The following is a 23100-nucleotide window of genomic DNA, read 5'->3' as shown; positions in this document are numbered from 1 at the left end:
TTCGAAATTACGCATTCCGTAGCTATTGAGCCTTTCTACGCAAAAACACCAAAATGGTTAATACTTAGAATTTTACGAGGTTCATGGAGAAAAATAGTGCGTGTAACTACTTATCATCATCCTCATCCAATTGCTGGGTATTCTTTCTTAACCTGGCCTTGGACTCCTGACCACGCAACAACCGCTCCAGATTCTTCTGGTGAGTGATCAGTACCATGATAACCACAAAAAAAGAGAACAGAATAACCGCCGATTGGTTGGGCTGAAAATAGGTGATCAGCGAAATTGGAAAGGACAATGATGCGATGATGGAGCTAAGAGAAACATAACCTGTAATCAGAAGAACAACTGTAAACACAACTATGGCAACCATAGCAGCAGGGGTATGCATCGCAATCACTACCCCTAACAGTGTGGCTATACCCTTACCACCTCGAAAGCCAACGTAGACGGGAAAAATGTGTCCTATCAGAGCACCCAATCCGGTGATCAATTGCACACTAACGAATTCATCGTTTCCCGGAGTATACTGCGGCAGAAGAAAAGGTATATATACGGCAGCAATGCCTTTGGCAACATCGAACAGCAATACCGGAATCCCTGCCTTTTTACCAAGTATCCTCATGGTATTGGTGGCTCCTGCATTACCGCTGCCGTGATCTCTAATGTCTATGCCGTAGAATACCTGACCTACCCAGACTGATGTTGGAATAGATCCCAACAAATAAGCCAGTAGGAAGGGAAGAAAATCAAATTCAAAACGCATCACGAATCCGTTACTCTGTAGCGCAATTTATGATTTATTCGATAATACCGCACTTCTCCAATATTTCACGTCGCTTCCGTTCGGAAGTTAGCGGCATATATTGGAAAGGCCCTTCATTCTTCTCTGTTTTGGCCCTGCGATCATCCGGCTTCAACTCCATCAGTATTTTATTGAACTCTACATTGGAAGACATGATCTGCATAAGTCCGCGCTGATAAATAAACAGGTACCATGTATTACCTTCAGCCTCCAGGTAAACATTAAACCGGTCACCGCTGCGGCGCTTCTCAAATTCCATACAACCGCCATAATACTTATTCAAAGCATCTTTCCTGATACTGGCCAGACCAAGATCTCCCAGGGACACAAACGTATGGGTATTCTTGTCGAACTTCATTTTCACATCTGCAAAGTAGAAATTGTGTACAAGGTCAGACGGCCATTTTTTTGGAGCACCGTAGAGGTTAATTTCCGAAAACATCTTGTCTGCATCCTTTTGCGGCACATATTCCCTGGCAGCCTTCTCAAAGGATTTCTTACTGAGATCCACTGGTGTAAGTTCGGCAAACGTTTTAAGGTCCGCCGTCATTTTATCTTCGGCATTATTGGAGAAATGGAAATCAAATGACATGGTTGTTTGAACCAACACAGAATCGGGGATCAGATAATGTGTTACACTGCCGGCAGCATTAACTTTCACATGTCCCAGGTTTACACCCAGATCTAACTTACCCTCACCATATGTGATACAATCTTTGGTATTCAGGGTAATATAATTTCCCGGAAGATTCTGTTCCACCAATTTCTCCTTGGACCCGATCCGGTATTCACCGGATTCCTTATGATAATACAGAAATCCTGAGGCTTGCACCACCGGATCATCTCGCCGATCCTTTAATGGGGTGAGGAAAGCAGAATACACCGCTGTAGAATCTCCCCCCATAAAAATTCCGGACACCAACTTGATATTGTTTTCGCTCACAGTTCCGCTATCCACAGGTATATATATATCTCCCGGATTAATTTCAGACTTGAACTTGAACCAACTCTTGCCTATCTGAGCGCACTCATGTTTGATCTGACACGCTCCTGCATAGGTAAGATACTGGTTGCTTGCCGCCAACTCAACCCTGCCTTTGTAATCAAAAAACGGGCTGAGGGAGAATCCGGCATCAGCAGCAATCTCACCATGAGCAACAGTTTGCTGCGTCGAGTCTACCGAAATATTATCGAGGTGAATGGTCTGTTTGTTTTCCAGTTCATCCACATAATCGATATCTCCGGACCCGGAATAGGATTTCTTTCCGGCGATATTAACCTGTGCATTGTAAATCTTATGGTACTTGGTAATCTTGTTGGCAAGAACCCTCGCGCTGTCAAGCTGATTCATTTTAGCCTTTTTCTCAACAATCACCCTACCATTGCCTGGATATATGATTGCATCAGCCACGGCAATCAATTTCACGTCTTCAGCCTCAATAATATTCGTTTTCAGGCTATATCTGGCCCGTGGAGCAACCCAGCTGAGTGAATCCTGCTTGGGGTGATAAGATATGAACCGGGATCCTTCGAGCTTCACATCCTCCCCTGCATCGGTAGAAATCACTTCATTCTTTCCGGCACTCATTTCGATCTCACCCTGATCCATATACCAGGTAAACTGGTCCATATAACAAGCATACATATTCACCGGGAATTCCACAACGGATCCTCCTCCGTTTGATTTGAAGACTGCCTTACGCTCAATAAAATCAACCTTTGCGTTTACGTTCACCGTAGAGAAAGCCAATGCATCCAACTCCAATGCCGCAAGTCTGAAATCCGCTGTATCCGCAGTGAAGTCATTTTGATTATACTTCATCAACTTAGAGTCAAGTTCCGCTTCTCCGAAGGTAATGGTTCCACCACCGGTGAGCCCGGTAGGTTGCAATGTTGCCAAGCCTTTCAAGGTAGCTTGCTTATTAAAGAACTCAAGGGGTGTTGCACGATCCTTGATGGTCATCATATCCTTGTATGGCCTCCAGTGAAGCTTCACACTATCTCCATGAGCCTGTGGAAACTCAAGGGGTTTACCCTGTTCCTTGTTGTCAAAGGTTTGCGCAATCGTATTCATGGAATCGGGCAGAAAAATAAACTCCTTGGAAATTGAAGTGGAAGTCACATACTCTAGTTTTCCATCTCCCCTAAGCCCTTTATGGCTGAGATCAATCACATTATAATATTGCCCTTTCCCTCCATATGCAGGAAAGCCTGGTGTTGGAGTATTTCGCACAAAGCCTAATGAATAGTCCGGTTGTACCGTAAGTTGTTCCTCAAACTCCGGGAAAATTCCGGCAGACACAAATCTCCCTTTCAGTTCAAGGCCCTCCGGATCAAACGTGCTCAAGCTGTCAACTGCAAATGGCTCAAGATGGAAATAAAACCGGTCCTTTGTATAGACACCATGTTGTATACTTGGCTTATCATAGAAAACATAAGAATCCTTAAAGCTTTTAAATACCGGGTATTGTTTAAATGGCTTCACTCCTGATCTGTTGGCCGGATGGTCGATCAACAGCTCTCCTTCCAGCGCCTGAATAACAGTGCGCACTCTTTGCAGCTCGGGTCTGCCATATTCATCTGTCTTTCCTGTCTCCACCGACATCCGCATGGAATCGATGTTGGCCATATTAATCTTGAACATATCATATTCAAAGGAGAAATCCTTTCCAAAGAATTCGAATCTGCCGGCATTGACCTTTCCTGAAAACTTGAAATCTCTGTTTTCGGACATGGTCAGCTCCTGATCTTGCGGATAGATATAAACACTTTGTGAATCGCTAAGAAGAATACGAGCCACGCCCCTCATCTTCAGGTCGTAGTTCAGAAGACTTAAAGTTGCATTGCTAGCGCCGCTAATCACCGAGTTGAATTGTAAAACGTCGTAATCCACCTTCTCTGCCTTGGCATTGAGATAGCGATAAAGCTTGTCTTTCACGATTGCTGTTTCATCGTCAAAGTCGTAAATCAAAAATCCCTCGATAGACAAATTGATAAGCATAGCTCTTACCTGGCTCTCTGCCATATGCATTTGTTCAGCCAGCACTTTGGTATGCACCACTTCGCCATAGTTATCCACATATTTCTTGATATAAATCAGGGGGTGGCTATTGTCTATACCACGAAGTCTGTCAAAATGGGATTCCTTATAATAATTGGTAGACTCAAACATCGCCTTATCACGTGTACTTCCTTTCAGCGGTCGGAAATCTATCAGAGGCTCATCTATCTTCCAGTAGAGTGCATCAAAGTTCATGTCCACATCATGAAAGGTATTGGTGTATGGACTTTGCGAAACACCCCGGTCTTCCCGGTACAAAGTCAACTCACGGTCATCCGTCGCAAGTTTGAAAGACAGTCCGGGGTGAAATATGGAATCATTTTTAAGGTATATGGTAACGGCACAGTAATCCGAAACGATGCGATCTTCTCTGATAACAAAGGATTTGCCATTGGCAATGAGGAACTGTTGTCCTTCCCGTCGAAAAATGAGCCGGGCATCATTCACAGCGTTACTTGACCCGATCACTTTTCCTCCGTTCATGGAAAACCCGCCGATATAATCCACATTCTTGATAATATCCTTGATCTGGAATTCTGTCTGGTAAGAAACAAACCTTGGATAGGATGCTTTTTCTTCGGTTACATCTGCCAGCACTTTTTCCTCAAGGCTTCCAAGCAATGGGAAATCAAAGTACTTTTTGTTGTAAAACGTTACTGAATCAGCCTTGTAATGGGCACTATTGATTGAAAAGCTGTAATTGCTCAGTTCGGCTTTAACCTCATCCACCGGGATTCCTGCTCTTTGCCATGTTACGGTCCCTCCCTGCCCCATAAAAGTATTTTCGGTAGGATACAAGGTGCCTTGGGTATTCAGTATCACCGCACTATCACGCTTTGTATAGCAGGTCAGTGTTGCTCCTTTGAAAACGATCTTGGGCAATGAGTCATAGTCAAACACGTAATCGTTGTTGCTTGCAATCCACCGGGTTGTATGGGAAGCATAAAGTGCATTCTCGGAGAAAAGATTATCGCAAACTTCCAGAAAGGAATTGAATTTCCGGGCGGTACGGTTCTCCAGCATCTTCATGATGCTGGCCATGAAAGAATCAAAACTGGATTCGGGTTGTTCGGTAATCACAAAATTGATGAGGGTGTACATGTAAGCCATAAAGTGCGGATATGCCTTCATCCGCTTATCCAGCATTTTATTAGAGGTAAGGTAGATGACTTCCCGGTGAATTTCATTGATCTTTTTGGTATCCGGACCATACCGCTGTTTGATCTGAACCGGGGCATCTTTCAGTCTTTTCTCGAGGGCCTTGTTTGCCTTTTCGTAAATCTTTTCCTGTTCCTTTTCATCCAGGGGTCCCATGTCCCACATCACCCTGAATTCAGCCATGATATCATCCGCCTGATCCTGATTGGTCTCCGTCAGAAACTGATGCATCTCCTCAAAGAATTTCGCCGGTTCTGCAGAGAACCTTCTTTTTTGAGCCTGCATTTGCATGGCTGATAAAAAAATGACGAGAAAAAGAAAAATTGATCGAATATATCCTTGCATACCTACACCGGTCTTTTTTCAAAACGGGCCATCACCCAGTTTTGTTTTTCCCGGATTGCCCTCAATTGAAGCCCAAATGACAGTGCCCTGTGGTAGATTTCAAGCAGGTCTTTCACCAGGAAACCACTTGTGAATAAAGACCTGTTTTCTCTAAGGCATGTTGCATATACTGGCATATGTTCCAAAAGCACATTCCGGTTGATGTTGGCTAAGATAAAATCAAAGTGGGTATTCTCCAACCGGTCGATGTCACCAACCTCTGCAATCACACCTGTGACCCTATTTTCAAGGATATTATCTTTCGCATTGGATACTGCATCCGGATAGTTATCCACAGCCAATACAGATTTTGCACCTTTTTTTGAAGCATATATCCCAAGTATTCCGGTACCGCATCCCATGTCCAGGCCTTCCTGGTTGGTGAAATCTTCGGTCATCATTTCCGCCAGCATGAGCCAAGTACTGGCATGATGTCCTGTTCCAAAGGACATGCGCGGCATTATCACCAGTTCCTCACCATCGGGACTGGCAGAATGAAAAGGAGCACGGATTAGCAATTTTTGTTCTACCCAGATCGGATGAAAATTCTTCTCCCACTCTTCATTCCAGTTCTTCCCTCCAACTTCCCGGATCTCATAGGAAAAGGTAAACCTTTCATCATCGATTTCCTTCAGGTGTCTTTGAAGATCAAATCCAAGTTCATTTCCCGCAACATATGCGTTAAAACCCAACTCAGTTTCCTCAAATGACTCAAAGCCCATGGAAGCAAGCTCATCAATGAGCAAGTCAGCCCAAGGTTCCCTTGGGGCTACCTGACATATAACCTCCATATAATTCATTTACCCAATGTATTTAGGGATGCAGTGCCTGAATCACCTCAGAAAAATCAGAGGCCTTCAGTGATGCGCCACCTATCAATCCTCCATCTACATCCTCCATGGCAAACAATTCCTTTGCATTGCCAGGATTGCAGCTGCCACCGTATAATATTGTCACCTGTTGGGCAACATTGCTCCCATAACGATCAGAAATGGATTGACGTATAAATGCGTGCATTTCCTGTGCCTGTTCAGGGCTTGCCGTTTTACCGGTGCCTATTGCCCAAACCGGTTCATATGCTATGATCATACCTGCCATATCCTCCGAGCTAAGGTGATATAATCCTTTGCTTAATTGAGATTGAACAACTTCCTGATGCTTGTCTGACTCACGCTGCTGCAGGTCTTCTCCACAACAAAAGATAGGAACAAGATCATTTTCCAATACCCGATCTACTTTACGTGCAAGTATGGCATCGGTTTCACCGGCGTATTGCCGGCGTTCAGAATGACCAATGATTACATGGCTACAACCGACAGATGATAACATGGATGCCGAGACCTCACCCGTATAAGCTCCGTGGGCCTCATCATGACAATTTTGTGCGGCAAGTTTTAAATTAGCGTTGCCTCCAAGCATTTCAAAAATGCCTGGAAGATGTATGTAAGGGGGTGCAAGCAATACCGTCACCTGGTTATATTGCCCGGCTTGTTGAATGACCTCCCTCGCCAGCTGCAATCCTTCCTGAAGATTTTTATTCATCTTCCAGTTGCCGGCTACCAATTGTTGTCTCATGAAGTTAAAACATTAATTACCGTACCCTGACCCGAGGGTCCAGTATACCGTATAATATATCCACAACCATGTTGATAATGACAAACGTAACTGCCACAACCAAAACACAGCCCATCACTACAGGAAAATCGTATTTATCAAGGGAATCCACTATCTCCTTCCCGAGACCTTTCCAGCCAAAAATAATTTCCACAAAGATAGCGCCTGCCATGAGGGATGCAAACCATCCCGAAACAGCTGTCATCACGGGATTCATTGCATTCTTTAATGCATGCCGCGTGATTACCTTATAATAACTCAGCCCTTTGGCTGATGCCGTTCGAATATAATCCTGCGATAATACATCCAACAACGAACTTCTTGTGAGCTGAGTGATAATAGCCAGTGGCCGGATACCCAGGGTAAGTGCCGGCAGTATCAGATTCTTCAGATCAAGTATCTCGCCTTGAAAAGGATCCAATGTGTAAAGACTACCGGTCATATTCAGGCCGGTTGTATCACTCCACACATAACCAAAAAGCCATGCAATGATAATTCCTGAGAAAAAGGAAGGCAGTGACATGCCCAGCACAGAAAGCACGAGGGACATGTTATCATAAAGCGTATGACTCCTTACTGCTGAAATAATCCCAAGGATCACCCCGAAAAAAGTGGCAAAAAGAATGGCGGTAACAGCCAGAACAGTAGTGCCTGGAAGGGCATCCATCAGTACTTCTGAAACCCTGCGCTTGGTTTGATAGGACCTTCGCAGATATGGTGTCTTAAAAACAATCACCTTGCTCCCCATATGGATCAGTTCGGAAAATGATTCATATTTATCCGCATGCAGGAAAAGGAAATTGTCAGGATGATCAGTATCGTGGAAGGAGATCGGGGAAAGATCGTTAACGTACATCAGGTACTGCTGAAATAGAGGCTTGTCTCGGCCGAGGTCACGGTTGATCGCTTCTATCGACGCTCCATCAGCCCTCTGCCCCAGCATCATCCGGGCAGGATCGCCGGGCAACACGTTAAACAAAAGGAATACCACGGTGACTACGCCCCACAAGACAAGCACCCCGTATAATATTCGTTTTATCAGGAATCGTAAAAGCACGTATTTGCTACTTCTTAATCAACGTCTTTTTCACCTCCGGCCATTCCGGTATGTCGTTATAGTGCCATTTGGCCAAAATGGTTCCCTCTTTTATCAGAAGTAAGCCCGGGTTGGAGCGAATGATCGTTTTAAGCGTTTTACCGTCTGTGATGTAATAAGGATACATGGCCTGCACCTCATGGCGGAAATCATTGATCTTTCCGGAAGAGGCGGTCAGCCCTAAAGCCGTAACATTTTCCTTCTCGGCAGCATTGATCAGCGCATTCAATTTTTCCTGGCAGCCCATGTCAGCATAATCGAGATCATACGCCACCACCACAAAGTAATAACCGGGATTGGCCAGCACCTCTTCGGTGATATCGCCATCATCACTGGTAATGGTGAAATCATAGATGGGAGGATTATAGCCTTCGGAAATAAGCCTGTTAATCGTTTCCGCGTGCGCCCAATTAGCTGTATCCTGCCAAGGGTAATTCTGAATCGTAAATTCTTTTACCTCACCGGTGTTTTTATTTTTATACATAAGTATAGTCTCATACACATCCTGCGCTGCTCCTTCCGGGACGACCATTCCTTCCGGGATATTCTTTCCAACGGCATACGCCCGGAAATCCTTCACCGGAAGATGCCACAGGCAATAAAGGGTAAATACAAGCGAAAGGATGGTGCTCACAATGAGGATCGGGCGGTCCGCTTTCTGCTCACCCAACGCCATGTTCAAACCCCACAAGACGGCCATCATCACCAACGTGAACCAAATGGGAAATGCCCAGGTATTGTTCAGGATACCCAAACAGAACACGGCAACCAGAACAGTCGCCATCAGCAGAGAGATGACATTCTGCTTTGGTGTTTCCCGTTGAATATGCTTTCGCGTGAGAAAGATGATCAGGACGAAAACCAGCAAAACAACGTCCTTCATGAACGACTGGTACGGCGTGAGCTTTAATGCATCTCCGAAACAGCCGCAATCACGCACAATATCAAACACCCATGAAGCAAAGGTCAGGAAGGTGAAGAAGACGATCATGACAAGAAGAAGCCACGACACCGGTTTTATCTTTATCGCAAACAGCGCGGCAGCGCCCAGAACCACCTCAATCACACAAATAAATATCGCAATAACGAGGGTAGCCGGTATCAGAAAATCCATACCGAACTCCATGAAATACTCTTCCAGCTTATAGGAAAAACCGAGCGGGTCATTGGCTTTGATAAGACCGGAAACGATAAACAGTGAACCGACCAGAAGACGGCTCAGGTAGGCCAGAATTTTCATGTGGCAGAGGGTTTTGAAACAGACGACGGCTGCATTTCACCTAACCGGATCAGCGCGAAGATGGCATAATTGATCATATCCAGATAATTGGCATCCAGTCCTTCGGAGATGATCGTTTTACCCTGATTATCTTCAATCTGCCTGACACGGAGAATCTTCATCAGGATCAGATCAGTGATGGATGATATCCGCATATCCCTCCATGCCTCACCATAGTCATGATTCTTGTTCATCATTAATTCACGGGACTGATTGATATAGCCCTCATATAAAGATGCGGCTTTTTCGAATGCCAGTTCATTTTCTTCGCCCAAACCCAGTTCCAGCTGTATCAAGGCAATCACGGAATAGTTGAGAATGCCTATATACTCTCCGTCCACATCATCGGCTACCTTTTGCTCTCCTTTCTCCTCAATACTCCTGATGCGCTGGGCTTTTATGAATATCTGGTCGGTGATTGACGAAGGTCGCAGGATACGCCATGCAGTCCCATAATCCTTCATCTTCTTAAGAAATATATCTTTGCTCCTGGCAGTGACCTGATCGTACTGCCTTAAGGTTTTCTCCATCATTGACTTAGCGAAACGATCTGTAAATTACATCATTACGAGCCCGAAAGTTACATATTTTTCGACACATAAATGGTTGCGTATACATGGCAGCCTGATGTTGTCTGACAAGCCTCTGGTCATGGCCATCCTGAACCTGACCAACGATTCCTTTCATGTTACCTCCCGTGTAAAAGATACCGATATAGTGGAACGGGCACGATCATTCCTTGAAGCCGGAGCCTCCATCCTTGACCTCGGAGCAGCCTCCTCCCGTCCAGGAGCAGAAATGCCAGGTGAAAAAGAAGAACTGGACCGGCTTTTACCTGCCATAGAAGCCATACGTTCTGCATTACCTGATGCTGTGATCTCCATCGACACTGCCCGGTCGACCGTAGCAAAGGCCTGTGTGGAAGCCGGAGCAGATATGATCAATGATATTTATGCGGGCCGGTATGATGAGCATATGGCGGAGGTGGTCGGCAAGCTGGGAGTACCATACGTAATGATGCACATGCAGGGCACGCCTCAGACCATGCAATCCAACCCTACATATCACAATGTAACCCTGGAAGTCGCTTCCTTCTTTTCAGAACGGATAGACCATTTCAGAAGACACGGTGTTGCAGACATCATCCTGGATCCCGGCTTCGGCTTTGGTAAAAGCCCGGAGCATAATTTTGAGCTCATAAGAAATTTGTCCTATTTTCGTTGCTTCGAATTACCTATCATGACAGGCATTTCCAGAAAATCTTCTATAAGCAAGCTGCTTCAAACCGACACAGAAGGTTCATTGAATGGCACGACCGCCTTGCACATGATCGCCCTGGAACAGGGAGCAAAGTTGTTACGCGTTCATGATGTTAAGGAGGCCATGCAGGCCATCACCATTTACGAAGCCTGTTCATGATGATACCTGAAACCATACTCTTTATCACCCTGAGATGGCTGGATGCATTGGACATCCTCCTCGTAGCCTTTTTGTTGTACCTCCTTTACAACCTGGTCAAAGGCACCGTTGCCATCAACATCTTTGCGGGCATTCTTGCCGTGGTTTTGTTATGGACCATCGTAGATGCAGCCCAGATGAAATTGCTGTCGAAGATCCTGGGAGAGTTCATTGGCGTAGGTGTTATCGCCCTGATCGTTGTCTTCCAGCAAGAGATCAGACGCTTCCTCTTGTTTATCGGAAGCAGGGGATTTTACCGTCGAAACCTCCTGTTTAAAATATTTCTTCCTTTTGTCGGGAAGAAAGAAAGCAGCACCGGATTGAACATCGATCCGATCATTGAGGCCTGCAAGAAGATGTCCTCCACGTTAACAGGTGCCATTCTTGTAATCACCAGGCGTTCGGAGCTCAAGTTCTACATGAATACAGGAGAATTCATAAATGCGGATATCTCACCGACAATGCTCGAGACGATATTCTTCAAGAATAATCCTTTGCACGACGGTGCTGCCATCATTTCGGAAGATAAGATCAAAGCCGCACGATGTGTGCTACCCGTCACCGAGAACACTTCTTTTCCGGTTCACCTGGGCATGCGTCACCGCGCAGCTGTGGGGGTAACGGAACAATCAGATGCCATTGCCATTATTGTCTCTGAGCAAACGGGAGAAATCTCCTATGCAAAGGAAGGGGAAATATTTACGCAATTAACGATTGACCAGCTAAGAGAACACTTGCTGGAAGATTTCAGTTAGCAGGCGCATCATCTGAAGGCATGCCAGCTCCCTGAGCCTGACTGTTTCCCTCCTGCTCTTCCCATTTCCTGATCAGTTCTTCAACAGGCACACCCAGGTTATCAAGGCTTCCCTGTGCATCATCTGCAAACGAGTGTCCGGGATATTTTTCAATAAACGACTCATACAACACCTTGGCCTTGTCGTAATCCTTCAACAAATTATCATAGGTGAATGCCTCCAGAAACAACCCCATCGGACCTTTATCATGTTCAGGGTAATCAGTGTACAACCGATGATACACTTCAATGGCTTTCTCTCCCATTTGCAGGGAAGTAGCCACTTCGCCTGCCTTAAAAAGGTACTCCGGCGCCAAACTGTCCTTAGGGCTGGCATCCACATAAGCGATGTATGCATCCACCAATGCCCGCGCAGAATCCGCATTAAATACTCCTGCATCCTTCTTATACACAAAACTTTCAAGGCGCTCCACCCTACCCAGAAGATCCTGGCCTGGTTCGCTTCCTCCGCAGGACCCCAAGGTCAGCATCCCGAAAAAAAAACAGCATACATACAGATTATACAGAAGGGTGTGTTGATTTTTCATTTGAAAGATCTATTATCGTTTGACAGGAAACTTCATTTTATATTTGACATCCACGTTTCCGCGGGATATTTCAGTCAATTTTCGCTTTAACAATTTTCTTTTCAGAGGACTGATACGGTCCGTAAAGAGTACACCTTCCAGATGATCATACTCATGCTGTATGATCCTGGCTGCAATGCCTTCAAAAGTTTCCTCCTGTTGGTTAAATTCTTCATCCAGATACGCGATCCGGACCACAGGTTGCCGTTCCACATCTTCCCTTATGGTTGGGATAGACAAACATCCTTCATTGAATTTCCACGGGTTGCCCGACTCCTCAATAATTTGTGGGTTAATAAATATCTTTTTGAAATCGGCCAGAGAAGCATCATCCTCCTCAAAGGGCGACGCATCCACCATAAACAAACGCACGGACCGACCCACCTGAGGTGCAGCCAACCCAACCCCTGCAGCATCATACATGGTATCCCACATATCACGGATCAGGACCTGCAGGTTTTCACTGTCTGCCTCAATATCCTCGGCCCTTTTCTTAAGCACCGGATCACCATATGCCACTATCGGAAGTATCATCGTTCGGCAAATGTAAGAAATAGTCGTTAGTCGATTGCTGAAGGAGGAGAATGAGGTAGTAGACAGTAGGCAGTAGGCAGTTGGCAGGAACAACCTTAAACATTAAACCTTAAACCATTTACCTGTACTTTTGCATTCTATGTTGATTAACGACACCATCATTGCACCCCTTACCGGTTCGGCAGGAGCTGCCGTATCTCTCATCCGGATTTCAGGCCCGGAAGCCTGGAATATTGGGCGACAACTCTCTCCGGGCATATCTCCTTTTACAGAAAGAACATGCCGACTGGTAAAACTGAAAGATGGCGATGAGGTACTGGATGAAGCATTGTTCACAGCATTCAAAGCACCTGCCTCCTATACAGGTGAGGATGTACTGGAAATCTCGATACACGGATCCCCATACATTCACCAACGCCTGATTGAACTGGCCCTGTTACACGGTGCACGCCTGGCAGAGGCCGGGGAATTCACCCGCCGGGCGTTTTTAAATCGCAAGATGGATCTCTCCCAGGCAGAAGCGGTTGCCGATGTGATTGCCGCAGAGAATGCCATGGCACACAAAATCTCCATGCATCAGATGCGTGGAGGATTCAGGGATGAATTAACGGCACTTCGGGACCGGCTGATCGAGTTTGCCTCACTTATAGAGTTGGAGTTGGACTTCAGTGAAGAAGATGTGGAGTTTGCCAACCGCCACCAATTGTTATCCCTTTTGAATGAGATCCACCGAAAGTGTTGCGACCTGGCAGGATCATTCCGGCAAGGTCATGCCATACGTACCGGTATCCCAGTGGCCATTGCGGGAAAACCTAATGCCGGAAAATCCACGCTTCTGAATGCTTTATTAAAGGAAGAACGGGCTATTGTAAGTGACATCCCAGGCACCACCCGTGATACGATTGAAGAACGCTTTACACTCAACGGCGTCACTTTCCGATTGATGGATACCGCAGGATTACGTGAAACCGCTGATGTGGTAGAACGCATCGGTGTGGAGCGCGCCACAGAAAAGATTGCAACCAGTGCTGTGGTACTCTATGTGTTTGACACTTCTCTTACGAACAAGAATGGGGTTAAAGCAGAGCTCGATGCTATTCGTAAAGATATTCACCAGGATGCGCTGCTGATCCCGGTTGCCAATAAAACGGACCTGGCATCTGAAAAGAAGATCCCGAATGCCATTCACATTTCAGCACAGCATGGTCAGGGCATGGACACATTACTTGACCGGCTTGCAGAGATAGCCACAACGCTTTCCGCAACCGAAGGACAAACGGTGGTAAGCAACATCCGTCACGCCCAGGCACTGAAGGAAACCGCAGAAGCTGTTGAACGCGTGCGCGAAGGACTGAATAATGGCTTAAGCGGTGATCTGGTGGCAGCTGATATACGGGGGGCACTTCATCACTTGGGCAGCATTACAGGAGAGATCACCACTGATGATTTATTGGGGAGTATTTTCGGGCGGTTCTGCATCGGGAAGTAGATATGCCTGATGTTTGGTTTCCTGTATACTATCACCAGGGTTTGTGAAAATGAAGACATTGGAGAAAACTTCAACACCTTTATTTTTTTATGTGCTGACCCTTTGACACGATTATATCTCCACATACCCATACCATTATTCCTGCCGATCGCAACCGCTCTCTACCGGTCAGTATCCTTTTTATGTATCATGAGACATCATGGAATTGAGCCAAAAATTACGGACCTTCACGATTCAATGAGGTAGGCCTGAGGCACATGAACAGGATTGTTTCTACCGATCAGAAAGGCACCAAAAATGCAAATGAATGCTTAAAATACTATTGGTTGATGATGAACGATCCGCCACAGACTCGCTCACCTGGATGCTGAAAGAATGTTGCCAGGAAACGAACATTGTGGGGGTAGCCCATACCGTTTCTGATGCGATCCTGAAAATAAACTCGTTAGAACCCGAACTCGTATTCCTGGATATCGCGATGCCGGATGGTAGCGGATTCGAGGTATTAAAGCAGGTAAATACCAGGAATTTCGAAGTGGTATTCTGCACAGCATATGGCCATTATGCTATCAAGACCTTTAAATTCAGCGCCTTCGATTATCTGCTCAAACCCATAGACATAGATGAACTGACTGACACCATAGGAAGAATCAGGCAAAACAGGAATCTTAATCACGCTGACCGACTGGATAAACTTCTGGATAATATTGAAAGCACAACACCCTCGACATTAACAATACATACCACGGAAAGCATTCATTTCATTCCTGTTTCAAATATTGTTCGCATCGAGGCCGATGGCAAATACTCCACCTTCCACCTGGACAATGGAAAAAAACTGTTGGTATCACAAAACATAGGCAAATATGAGAACATGCTCGGACGGGAATTCTACCGTTGCCATCAATCCCACCTCATAAACCTGAATAAAATTGACTCATTTCAAAAGACAGATGGCGGCTTCATAAAAATGAACAATGGTTCCACTGTTGACCTGGCCCGCAGAAAACGCGCCGAGTTTATTGAAATAATGGAAAGCAGAGGCATATAACCCTTCCTCAACAAATCAAATGGACATTATTGAACAATACAAACACATTTTTGAGCCCGAACTATTACACGAAATCGAGACAAAGGCAAAAACAGTTTCGGTAAAGGCAGGAACTGTTATTCTGGACATCGGTCAAACAGTACGGGTCATTCCGTTATTGCAAAAAGGCACACTCAAAATTTCCAGGACAGATGAAGAAGGGAAAGAGTTATTGCTATACTACGTCACCGCAAACGAGAGTTGCGCGATGACATTTACGTGCTGTATGCAACAATTCCCGAGTGAGATCAGAGCGGTAGCGGAAGATGACGTGGAATTTCTCGCCATTCCCATTTCCGTGATGGATGAATGGATGACAAAGTACCCTACGTGGAAAAGCTTTGTCATGAAAACCATTCGCATGAGGTTCAATGAACTACTGAAAAGCATTGACCAGATTGCTTTTCAGAAACTGGACAAACGATTGGTTCATTACCTCAAGGAAAAATCCAGGGCCACCGGTTCATCGCTGATCAACCTTACCCATGAACAAATCGCAAACGAATTGGCAACATCCCGGGTGGTGATTTCACGGTTACTCAAGAAGCTGGAAAACGACAAGAAGCTACTTCTCTACCATAACCAGATAAAGCTTCTGAGTGATTTGTAACTAATGTTACTGCATCTCCCATGACATTGTCGGAATTTTGTACAACAAGATTCTTTCACCAATAATTCCGGCAATGAAAAAAAACATGGGTTCTTCAGACAGAGTGATAAGAGCATTGCTCGCTATTGCTGTTATTGCTCTCTACCTCACCAATCTGATCTCCGGCACACTGGCTATTGTACTCCTCGTACTCGCTGGCAGATTCCTATTCACAAGCTTTGTCAGCTTCTGTCCTTTGTATTTACCGTTCAGGTTTTCCACTTGTAAAAAACAATAAGAGCATGGAGTGGCAACAAACCATAATAATTGCCCTGATAGGCATTGCAGCCGGACTTCTAAGTGGCATCATGGGACTGGGTGGCGCTATTATCATTATACCAGCCTTGGTAATGCTGTTAGGCTTTTCGCAGCAAATGGCTCAGGGAACAGCCCTCCTGATGATGGTGATGCCGGTAGGAGCACTAGCGGCATGGCAGTATTATAAGGAAGGCAATGTAGATATGAGGTCCGCGCTCATCCTGGGGGTGACATTTTTTGTCAGTGGTTTTATCGGGGCGAAATTCGCCAACCAGATTCCCCAGGACATCCTAAAAAAGACGTTTGCTGTCTTTCTTGTACTGATCGCCATCAAGATGTTCTTTTTCGAGAAATCTCTGAACTGACAGTTGTAACAAAAGTAACTGCAAGGTAGTCCTCTGAACCAGAACTTTGTAATCATATCATAAGAACTTTGAGTCATGGAAATCAAACAATTTGAAGACAAGAATTTAGCGCACTATTCATATGCCATTATAAACAATGGTAAAGTAGCATTAATAGACCCTTCAAGAAATCCCCAACCCTACTACGAATTCGCCAAACAACATAACGCCACCATAACGACCATCATTGAGACACATCCACATGCGGATTTTGTAAGCAGTCATTTGGAAATTCACAAAACAACGGGGGCGACGATATATGCGAGCAAACTTTTAGGCGCTGAATATCCTCACAAAAGTTTTGATGAAGACGATCATATCACACTGGGGGGCATCACCCTATCCGCATTGAACACACCTGGTCATTCACCTGATAGCATAAGCATAGTTGCTCTGGATGAGAACGGCATACAAACAGCGGTTTTCACGGGTGATACATTATTTATCGGAGACTGCGGCAGACCTGATCTCAGGGAAAACGCAGGAGCTATCACAGAAGCACGCCAGACACTTGCCAAACAGATGTACCACTCGCTTCGTACCAAATTAATGACCTTACCCGATGAGGTATTGGTTTATCCGGCACACGGCGCTGGCAGTTTATGCGGAAAAGGTTTAAGCGTGCAAAACAGCAGTACCATAGGGGCAGAGAAAATAAGCAATTGGAGTTTACAGGAAATGAGCGAAGATGATTTTGTTAGTCGGCTGCTTGCAGATCAACCCTTTATTCCCAAATACTTTCCTTTTGATGTGGGAGTCAATAAAAAAGGTGCGGAGAACTTTTCGGAGGCCATTGCAAACGTTGAGATACGTGAATCCGTTAATTGCGAAGGCTGCACCAACACGCTCAACCCTTCTGTCACCATCATTGACACCCGCCCTCAGAGCCAATTCAAGAAAGCTCATATCAAGAACGCCATCAACCTGATGAATGATGTAAAGTTTGAAACATGGCTGGGCAGTATCATAAATCCGGGAGAAAAATTTTACCTCGTTGCTAAAAATGAAACCGAGCTGAAAAAGTTAATTGAACGTACAGCTAAAATCGGCTACGAGCATCAGATACTTCAGGCATTTACGGTTCATCATGGCAATACCCGGATGGATGTGTTTAACAGTGAAGAATTGAAAAACAACAGCAGGGCCTTTACCATAGTTGACATCCGCAACAAATCGGAGGTAAATACCGGAAAAATATTCCCGGATGCATTACATATACCATTATACGAGTTAAGAGAACGTAGCAACGAAATCCCATTAGACAAGCCGATCGTTGTGCACTGTGCGGGTGGTTACCGCAGTGCAGCAGGTGCCAGCATCATTCAATCAACCACAGGCGGCACCATTCCTGTATACGACCTGAGTGAGGCCGTAACAACATTCCAGAAATGAGATTTCTCCTTAAATATAAGTTCACCCTCACAGGAATGATAGCCGGTGCCATTGGGGGCTACCTCTACTATCATTTCATAGGATGTGGCTCCGGCACTTGTTCTATCACATCGCAACCACTGAACAGTACATTGTATGGAGCAGCCATGGGCGCTCTGATCTTAAGTGGCATAAATAATCATCAAACAGAAACCAAAGACCAGAACCATGAATAAAAAAACGATTATCGATGTACGTACCCCGGGAGAATTTATGGGTGGTAACGTGGCAGGAAGCATCAACATTCCGCTCCAGGAATTGCCAGAGCGATTGAATGAGATCAAATCAATGTCACAACCGGTGGTCTTATGTTGTGCCAGCGGCATGCGAAGTGAAAAAGCCACATCCTATTTAAAAGGTTATGGCATTAACTGCGAAAACGGAGGTAGTTGGATGGATGTGAATTATAAGAACCAAACACTTTAATCATGATACAAATACTAAAGAACATATTGGGAATCGGGCCTAAGGTCGACTTCAAACAGCTGGTAAAAGACGGGGCACAAATTATTGATGTACGAACCGTTGGTGAATTCCGGAGTGGACATATTAAGGGGGCCGTAAATCTGCCGCTCCATAACTTACACCAAAACATATCCAAGATTAAAACGGGTAAACCCGTCATTACCTGTTGCGCATCAGGGATGAGAAGCGCATCGGCGAAAAGAATCCTGAAAACCGAAGGGTTCCAGGAAGTACATAATGGCGGCGGCTGGGTAAGCTTGCAAAGCAAAATCTCATAAAATCTTATTCGGCATTCAGGCAAGAGGAATTACAAAAGAACTGTGCCCCGCCGAACCGCAGGAAAGCATAAACGATCAGGCACTGTTCATATGCTGTTCTTTCCGGTTATCAGACTTTGGTGACAATGATTTGCCGCTTTGAACGATTTCCTCAGGCGGGACTTTACAAACAGGAACCGATGTTGCATTTGCTTCCGAAACTTTTCATGATCGATATCTGAACCGAATCCACCATTCTCCATCACCTCGCGCAGCGAAAGCTCACATTCTTCCATCGCCTGCTGACATGATTCGATCATTTGCGTTAGGGATTTGTAAAATAATTCCGTTTGAATTCCCGAATTGGCTGGATTCCGATTTCCTGATAGCATGTGTGGTGCGCTTTGGTGAAATTCTCATTCTTATATAAAACGATACAATTTAAGACGGGTACAAACTTTTTTCTAGCCTGATAGATAAGCGGTTGGATTAAATGAATATTCGGTCGCTTTTGACTCTAATCCGTTTGTCACTTACCGAAATCCATCCCCGGGCACAGTTCACAAAAATTAACAATCCTTAACCCTTGCGCTTTCTTTCAAAACATAAATTGCGGTTTACCTGCGTTATTGATACATGACAAAAGTGAACCGATTCTTCTGGTGGTGCTCAGGCAGCAACCCGTACCTTCTGAAAAAATCGCCTTCGGAGCATAACAAATACTTGGCATCGGCGCAACGGTTTTTTTCACCGGCTTGTTTGCAATGATCTCGAGTGCCTATGCCTTGTACTTTGTTTTCAATGACCTTCCGGTATATCTGAGATTGAGCGCCGCCGTTCTTTTCGGACTTGTCTGGGGACTTATGATCCTTAACCTTGATCGTTTCATTGTCTCAAGCATGAAGAAGAACGGAAGTCGCTGGCGAGAACTGAGGCTTGCCATTCCCAGGCTGTTCCTGGCCGCAATGATTGCCATCACCATCTCAAAACCCCTGGAGTTAACCATCTTTCATACATCCATTGATTACGAAATGGAGATCATGAAACACGATGATATCAAGAAACAGGAGGAGGCCCTTGCACAGCGTTATGCAGGTGATATATCATTGCTTGAGAATAGCATTACGGCATTGCAAGGTCAGATTGATGTTGCAACATCCGAACGCAACGCTCTGGACCATGAAGCCAGGATAGAAGCAGATGGTACAGGCGGTTCCTCACGTCGCGGTCTGGCTCAGATTTACCCACTAAAAAAAGCTGATGCTGATAAGGCACAAACAGAACTTGACACGATCACTGCACATAATTCTCCGCTAATTTCAGAACAGCGTATGCAGTTGACCAAACTGCATATGATGGTAGACAGCATGCAACAAAACATTCAGCGCGGTGCATACGATGGGTTTGACAAACGGTTGATTGCATTGGCAACCATTTCCGAACGCAACCCGGTCATTGCCACCGCCGGTATCTTTGTTATGCTTCTATTCCTGATCCTGGAGATGTCACCCGTTCTGGTCAAGCTGCTATCTCCCAGAGGACCCTATGATGATCTGCTGGAGGTACACGAACATGCATTCACCAACTATCGTATAGAAAAAATAGCCAAAATGGATAGCGACACAAAAGAGCGGTTGGCCCGATTGGGGGTCAATGTGGATTTCGGATCAGCGAATACAGCACCCGCCTGACTCCAGAATCAATAACTGCTCAGATACCATTTCCCATCGCGGTTCACCAGCTTCATGGTTTTTGGCGTGCGGCCCTTGGGGCCCGTCATCATGGTAACACTGGCCTCGTTCCCACGAATTACCGGCTTGCCCACAACCTGACCATACTTAAACTGTGTCACAAAATCCTGCCTGACATTTGCAGGAGCAGTTCTGATATTGCATAGTGCTTTGGTTTCCGCATCACCATGTCCGTGTGGATCACACAACCCGGATAGTACACCGAAACTTCCGCTTTTGGCCGCCTTGAATATTTGTGACACTACCCATGCCGGATCTTTCTGACCACTGCTGGCACTGGTTTCCTCTGCAGATACCTTTTTCTTTGAAGGGGTCACTTCATCCGCGGAAGGAATGTTCTTCTTTCTTTTCTCTGCAGGTGTTTCCGAACCGGAAGCCGAACCATCAGATTTTTCTCTTAGCGCAAGTTCACGTTTGGTAAGCTCCAACTCCTTTTTCAGCAATTCTACTTCTTTTGAACAATCCGAGCCGCTATCGGAATCTGCACAACCGGTTATCATGGCAACGATCACGGAGAAAAGGAGGAGATTTTTCATAGCTAAAAGTTTAGAGGTTGGATTATCAATATAATAAGATCCATTGAAAAGACAGGGGGTGAAGCGCCACAAATTTTGCAAATAGGGGACAATTCTTTCGTCCCGGACACCCATAAACTAATGAGCGATGCAGTACCTCACAAGAACGCCTGTTGTCAATGCCATCGCAAAACTCAACAAGGTTCCAATCAGAATATACTCTGTGAGTTTGCGGTCTTTAGATTGGCGAAGGTCACCGAATCGAAATACGGATTTGGCCGCAATCAGAAAGCCGATGGCCTCCCAATGCTCTGTTACTACAAAAGCAAGAACGAACAGCCGCTCAAGTATTCCTATATATTTCCCCGCATCCTGAAGCGACTCATCATTATGCTCTTCTGTCTGGGGTGCCCATTTTGAGATAAATACTTTGATACAAACAGAGGCCGGGAGTGTCAGCATCACAACTGCCGTTATATAAATGAGCACGTCATCTGTAAACCAGTTTATTTCCCACAACAACGGCCTGGTATATGCATACCATACAACAATCAGAACAACGAGGTGAAGACACTGGTCGATCATAAACCACTCCCGCTTCCGGTTATCTTTTTGAAAGCTCAGCTTGACGGTGTCTATCAGACCGTGGGAAATAGCTAAGACTACTGCGGGCAACCAGAAAGCAAACTCCCATACAAACAACCAGGCGAGGGCTCCGTGAAGCAGTGTATGCAGGTAAAGTTTGGGAGACCTTAATCTCTTCTCCTCTTTTTCCCGTATCCATTGATCGGGTTGCAATATGAAGTCACCGATCAAATGCGCCAGAAAAAGTTTTACGAGCAGCATCATTGACGTATCAACTTATTTATTTTCTCTCGATACCATGCTTCAAGATCCATGATCTCCGCATGGTGCGCCCGTGTTTGCCTTTCACTTACAGATGATTGCGCTATGCCCAACTTTTCCGCTATTTCCTGTTGCCCTAAAGTGCGGTTTGCCAATGATATTGTCATCAACTCAGCAGCTCCCTGACTCCAGTTATCCATGGCAATCAATGCAAGACGTATGTGGAGATTGATTTCCTCATCAAAGGCTGGCCACGGGGTTTTCACCGAAAGGTTTTGCTTCTCCTTCTTCATACTTTCAAGCCTTTCGCCGGAATGCACGAACGCTTCGCCGTTTGATTCGGATACCCTGTTAGCTTCATAATCCTTCCCCCCTATTCCTATTCCCATTCGCACATCTATTCCCTTCACACATTTCACTGTGGCCTTTATCCGGATTGCTGTGAGCAATGCATCTGCAGGATCCTTCACTTCTACCTGAAAGCTATCGCCCCGATAGATTTCCCATACTTTTGGCGTCTTTCCGTATTCGTTGAATAATTTCTTGAGAGGAATCAGCCAGGGGTCCTGATTCTGCAAAGTTCTTGAATGGATGATATCTCCGGTGATCACACTTGTCATACACCAAATATCGGATAAATACCCGATAAATAAAAATATCGGCTAAATACCCGATAATGAGCTTTATCGGATGATTGGGAAATTCAGAAAAGGATCAGATTGGGGTGCTTGACCCGGTACGGGAAAGACAATATTCACTGGTTCCACCGAAGAACCGAATTGCAAGGCGAAAGGCTATCGAAACAAGCGGATAAATCCCTTGAACTATGCGCCGGATAATTCTTCCTTTACCTTCTCCATCTCTTCCATCATCTGCAACCATGATTCTCTCGCCTGCTCAATCTCGCCCTGAAGCTGATTAATGGGTTTTCCTTTCTCAGCATCGGTTTCAATATTTTCGAAAAGACGCGTCACGTTGTCCATACCCATGATACGTGTAGAGCTAAGCATTTTATGAGCAGAACTTCTGATTCCATTCACATCTTCTTCGATAAGCCTTTGCTCGAGGTGTTCTATGATTTCCCGTGATTCCTTCATAAACCGGTCAATCACCATCACCACGAATGCATCATCACATTCGAGGTATTGTTTGAGTCTTTGCACATCCAGTCCCATA

General features: G+C 45.3%; 26 protein-coding genes. 12 read left to right on the top strand and 14 right to left on the bottom strand.

What is annotated here, in order from left to right:
• Nucleotides 1–106: 106 nt before the first annotated feature.
• The 7 genes from plsY to KDD36_04065 form a co-directional block, all read right to left on the bottom strand.
• Nucleotides 107–766, bottom strand: a complete 660-nt coding sequence (gene plsY / locus KDD36_04095) for a glycerol-3-phosphate 1-O-acyltransferase PlsY (GenBank protein MCB0395809.1) — start codon at nt 764–766, stop codon at nt 107–109.
• Nucleotides 767–800: 34 nt separating this feature from the next.
• A complete protein-coding gene (locus tag KDD36_04090; GenBank protein MCB0395808.1) occupies nt 801–5309 on the bottom strand; it encodes a hypothetical protein in 4509 nt (1502 codons plus the stop codon).
• Between the two features lie 62 nt (nt 5310–5371).
• Complete coding sequence (gene prmA, locus KDD36_04085) at nt 5372–6208, bottom strand: 50S ribosomal protein L11 methyltransferase (GenBank protein ID MCB0395807.1); 837 nt, start codon at nt 6206–6208, stop codon at nt 5372–5374.
• A 13-nt stretch (nt 6209–6221) separates the two neighbouring features.
• Nucleotides 6222–6983: a triose-phosphate isomerase gene (locus KDD36_04080; protein ID MCB0395806.1), complete on the bottom strand. Its 762-nt coding sequence runs from the start codon at nt 6981–6983 to the stop codon at nt 6222–6224.
• A gap of 16 nt (nt 6984–6999) precedes the next feature.
• Nucleotides 7000–8040, bottom strand: coding sequence for an ABC transporter permease (locus KDD36_04075; GenBank protein ID MCB0395805.1), 1041 nt, complete (start codon nt 8038–8040; stop codon nt 7000–7002).
• A gap of 46 nt (nt 8041–8086) precedes the next feature.
• Nucleotides 8087–9358 carry a DoxX family protein gene (locus tag KDD36_04070; protein MCB0395804.1) on the bottom strand — a complete coding sequence of 424 codons (1272 nt, stop codon included), beginning with the start codon at nt 9356–9358 and terminating at the stop codon, nt 8087–8089.
• Complete coding sequence (locus KDD36_04065; GenBank protein ID MCB0395803.1) at nt 9355–9927, bottom strand: DUF1599 domain-containing protein; 573 nt, start codon at nt 9925–9927, stop codon at nt 9355–9357. The genes KDD36_04070 and KDD36_04065 overlap by 4 nt, the downstream gene beginning before the upstream one ends.
• Nucleotides 9928–10024: 97 nt before the next feature.
• Here KDD36_04065 and folP point away from each other — a divergent pair, with 97 nt between their 5' ends.
• Both folP and cdaA read left to right on the top strand, forming a co-directional pair.
• On the top strand, nt 10025–10816 hold the full coding sequence (gene folP / locus KDD36_04060) for a dihydropteroate synthase (GenBank protein ID MCB0395802.1): 792 nt from the start codon (nt 10025–10027) through the stop codon (nt 10814–10816).
• Nucleotides 10816–11610, top strand: a complete 795-nt coding sequence (cdaA, locus tag KDD36_04055) for a diadenylate cyclase CdaA (GenBank protein ID MCB0395801.1) — start codon at nt 10816–10818, stop codon at nt 11608–11610. The genes folP and cdaA overlap by 1 nt, the downstream gene beginning before the upstream one ends.
• Here the strand turns inward: cdaA and KDD36_04050 are convergent.
• Nucleotides 11603–12196 (bottom strand): tetratricopeptide repeat protein, encoded by a 594-nt coding sequence (locus tag KDD36_04050; protein ID MCB0395800.1) that lies wholly within the window; start codon nt 12194–12196, stop codon nt 11603–11605. The two genes, cdaA and KDD36_04050, sit on opposite strands and share 8 nt — an antisense overlap.
• Nucleotides 12197–12208: 12 nt before the next feature.
• On the bottom strand, nt 12209–12769 hold the full coding sequence (locus KDD36_04045) for a peptide deformylase (GenBank protein MCB0395799.1): 561 nt from the start codon (nt 12767–12769) through the stop codon (nt 12209–12211).
• Nucleotides 12770–12908: 139 nt separating this feature from the next.
• Between KDD36_04045 and mnmE the strand changes: the two genes are divergently transcribed.
• The 9 genes from mnmE to KDD36_04000 all read left to right on the top strand — a co-directional run bounded on the left by mnmE (nt 12909) and on the right by KDD36_04000 (nt 18833).
• Nucleotides 12909–14258, top strand: coding sequence for a tRNA uridine-5-carboxymethylaminomethyl(34) synthesis GTPase MnmE (gene mnmE, locus KDD36_04040; protein ID MCB0395798.1), 1350 nt, complete (start codon nt 12909–12911; stop codon nt 14256–14258).
• Between the two features lie 307 nt (nt 14259–14565).
• Nucleotides 14566–15309, top strand: a complete 744-nt coding sequence (locus tag KDD36_04035) for a response regulator transcription factor (protein MCB0395797.1) — start codon at nt 14566–14568, stop codon at nt 15307–15309.
• Nucleotides 15310–15328: 19 nt separating this feature from the next.
• A complete protein-coding gene (locus tag KDD36_04030) occupies nt 15329–15958 on the top strand; it encodes a Crp/Fnr family transcriptional regulator (GenBank protein ID MCB0395796.1) in 630 nt (209 codons plus the stop codon).
• A gap of 73 nt (nt 15959–16031) precedes the next feature.
• On the top strand, nt 16032–16235 hold the full coding sequence (locus KDD36_04025; GenBank protein MCB0395795.1) for a DUF2892 domain-containing protein: 204 nt from the start codon (nt 16032–16034) through the stop codon (nt 16233–16235).
• 4 nt (nt 16236–16239) lie between these two features.
• Nucleotides 16240–16620 (top strand): sulfite exporter TauE/SafE family protein, encoded by a 381-nt coding sequence (locus KDD36_04020; GenBank protein ID MCB0395794.1) that lies wholly within the window; start codon nt 16240–16242, stop codon nt 16618–16620.
• Nucleotides 16621–16695: 75 nt separating this feature from the next.
• On the top strand, nt 16696–18051 hold the full coding sequence (locus KDD36_04015) for an MBL fold metallo-hydrolase (GenBank protein MCB0395793.1): 1356 nt from the start codon (nt 16696–16698) through the stop codon (nt 18049–18051).
• A complete protein-coding gene (locus KDD36_04010; GenBank protein ID MCB0395792.1) occupies nt 18048–18266 on the top strand; it encodes a hypothetical protein in 219 nt (72 codons plus the stop codon). Before KDD36_04015 ends, KDD36_04010 begins: the two co-directional genes overlap by 4 nt.
• Nucleotides 18259–18516 carry a rhodanese-like domain-containing protein gene (locus KDD36_04005; GenBank protein ID MCB0395791.1) on the top strand — a complete coding sequence of 86 codons (258 nt, stop codon included), beginning with the start codon at nt 18259–18261 and terminating at the stop codon, nt 18514–18516. The genes KDD36_04010 and KDD36_04005 overlap by 8 nt, the downstream gene beginning before the upstream one ends.
• A gap of 2 nt (nt 18517–18518) precedes the next feature.
• A complete protein-coding gene (locus tag KDD36_04000) occupies nt 18519–18833 on the top strand; it encodes a rhodanese-like domain-containing protein (protein MCB0395790.1) in 315 nt (104 codons plus the stop codon).
• 86 nt (nt 18834–18919) lie between these two features.
• Here KDD36_04000 and KDD36_03995 read toward each other — a convergent pair whose 3' ends face one another.
• Entirely contained in the window at nt 18920–19132 is a 213-nt protein-coding gene (locus KDD36_03995; protein ID MCB0395789.1) for a hypothetical protein, read from the bottom strand.
• Nucleotides 19133–19576: 444 nt separating this feature from the next.
• On the opposite strand from KDD36_03995, the gene KDD36_03990 reads away from it, so the two are divergent.
• The gene (locus KDD36_03990; GenBank protein MCB0395788.1) at nt 19577–20503 is read left to right on the top strand and encodes a DUF4407 domain-containing protein; all 927 of its coding nucleotides are present in this window, start codon (nt 19577–19579) and stop codon (nt 20501–20503) included.
• An 8-nt stretch (nt 20504–20511) separates the two neighbouring features.
• Here KDD36_03990 and KDD36_03985 read toward each other — a convergent pair whose 3' ends face one another.
• The 4 genes from KDD36_03985 to KDD36_03970 all read right to left on the bottom strand — a co-directional run bounded on the left by KDD36_03985 (nt 20512) and on the right by KDD36_03970 (nt 23099).
• Complete coding sequence (locus KDD36_03985; GenBank protein MCB0395787.1) at nt 20512–21099, bottom strand: hypothetical protein; 588 nt, start codon at nt 21097–21099, stop codon at nt 20512–20514.
• A 117-nt stretch (nt 21100–21216) separates the two neighbouring features.
• On the bottom strand, nt 21217–21927 hold the full coding sequence (locus tag KDD36_03980) for a DUF3307 domain-containing protein (GenBank protein MCB0395786.1): 711 nt from the start codon (nt 21925–21927) through the stop codon (nt 21217–21219).
• Complete coding sequence (locus KDD36_03975) at nt 21924–22544, bottom strand: transcriptional regulator (protein MCB0395785.1); 621 nt, start codon at nt 22542–22544, stop codon at nt 21924–21926. The genes KDD36_03980 and KDD36_03975 overlap by 4 nt, the downstream gene beginning before the upstream one ends.
• Nucleotides 22545–22748: 204 nt before the next feature.
• Nucleotides 22749–23099 (bottom strand): Hpt domain-containing protein, encoded by a 351-nt coding sequence (locus tag KDD36_03970; GenBank protein ID MCB0395784.1) that lies wholly within the window; start codon nt 23097–23099, stop codon nt 22749–22751.
• Between the last annotated feature and the right edge of the window lies 1 nt (nt 23100).

It is taken from the genome of Flavobacteriales bacterium (assembly GCA_020435415.1).
Lineage (GTDB): Bacteria > Bacteroidota > Bacteroidia > JACJYZ01 > JACJYZ01 > JACJYZ01.
The sequence above is the reverse complement of the archived record's forward strand: the minus strand, read 5'-3'. Positions and strand labels throughout refer to the sequence as shown.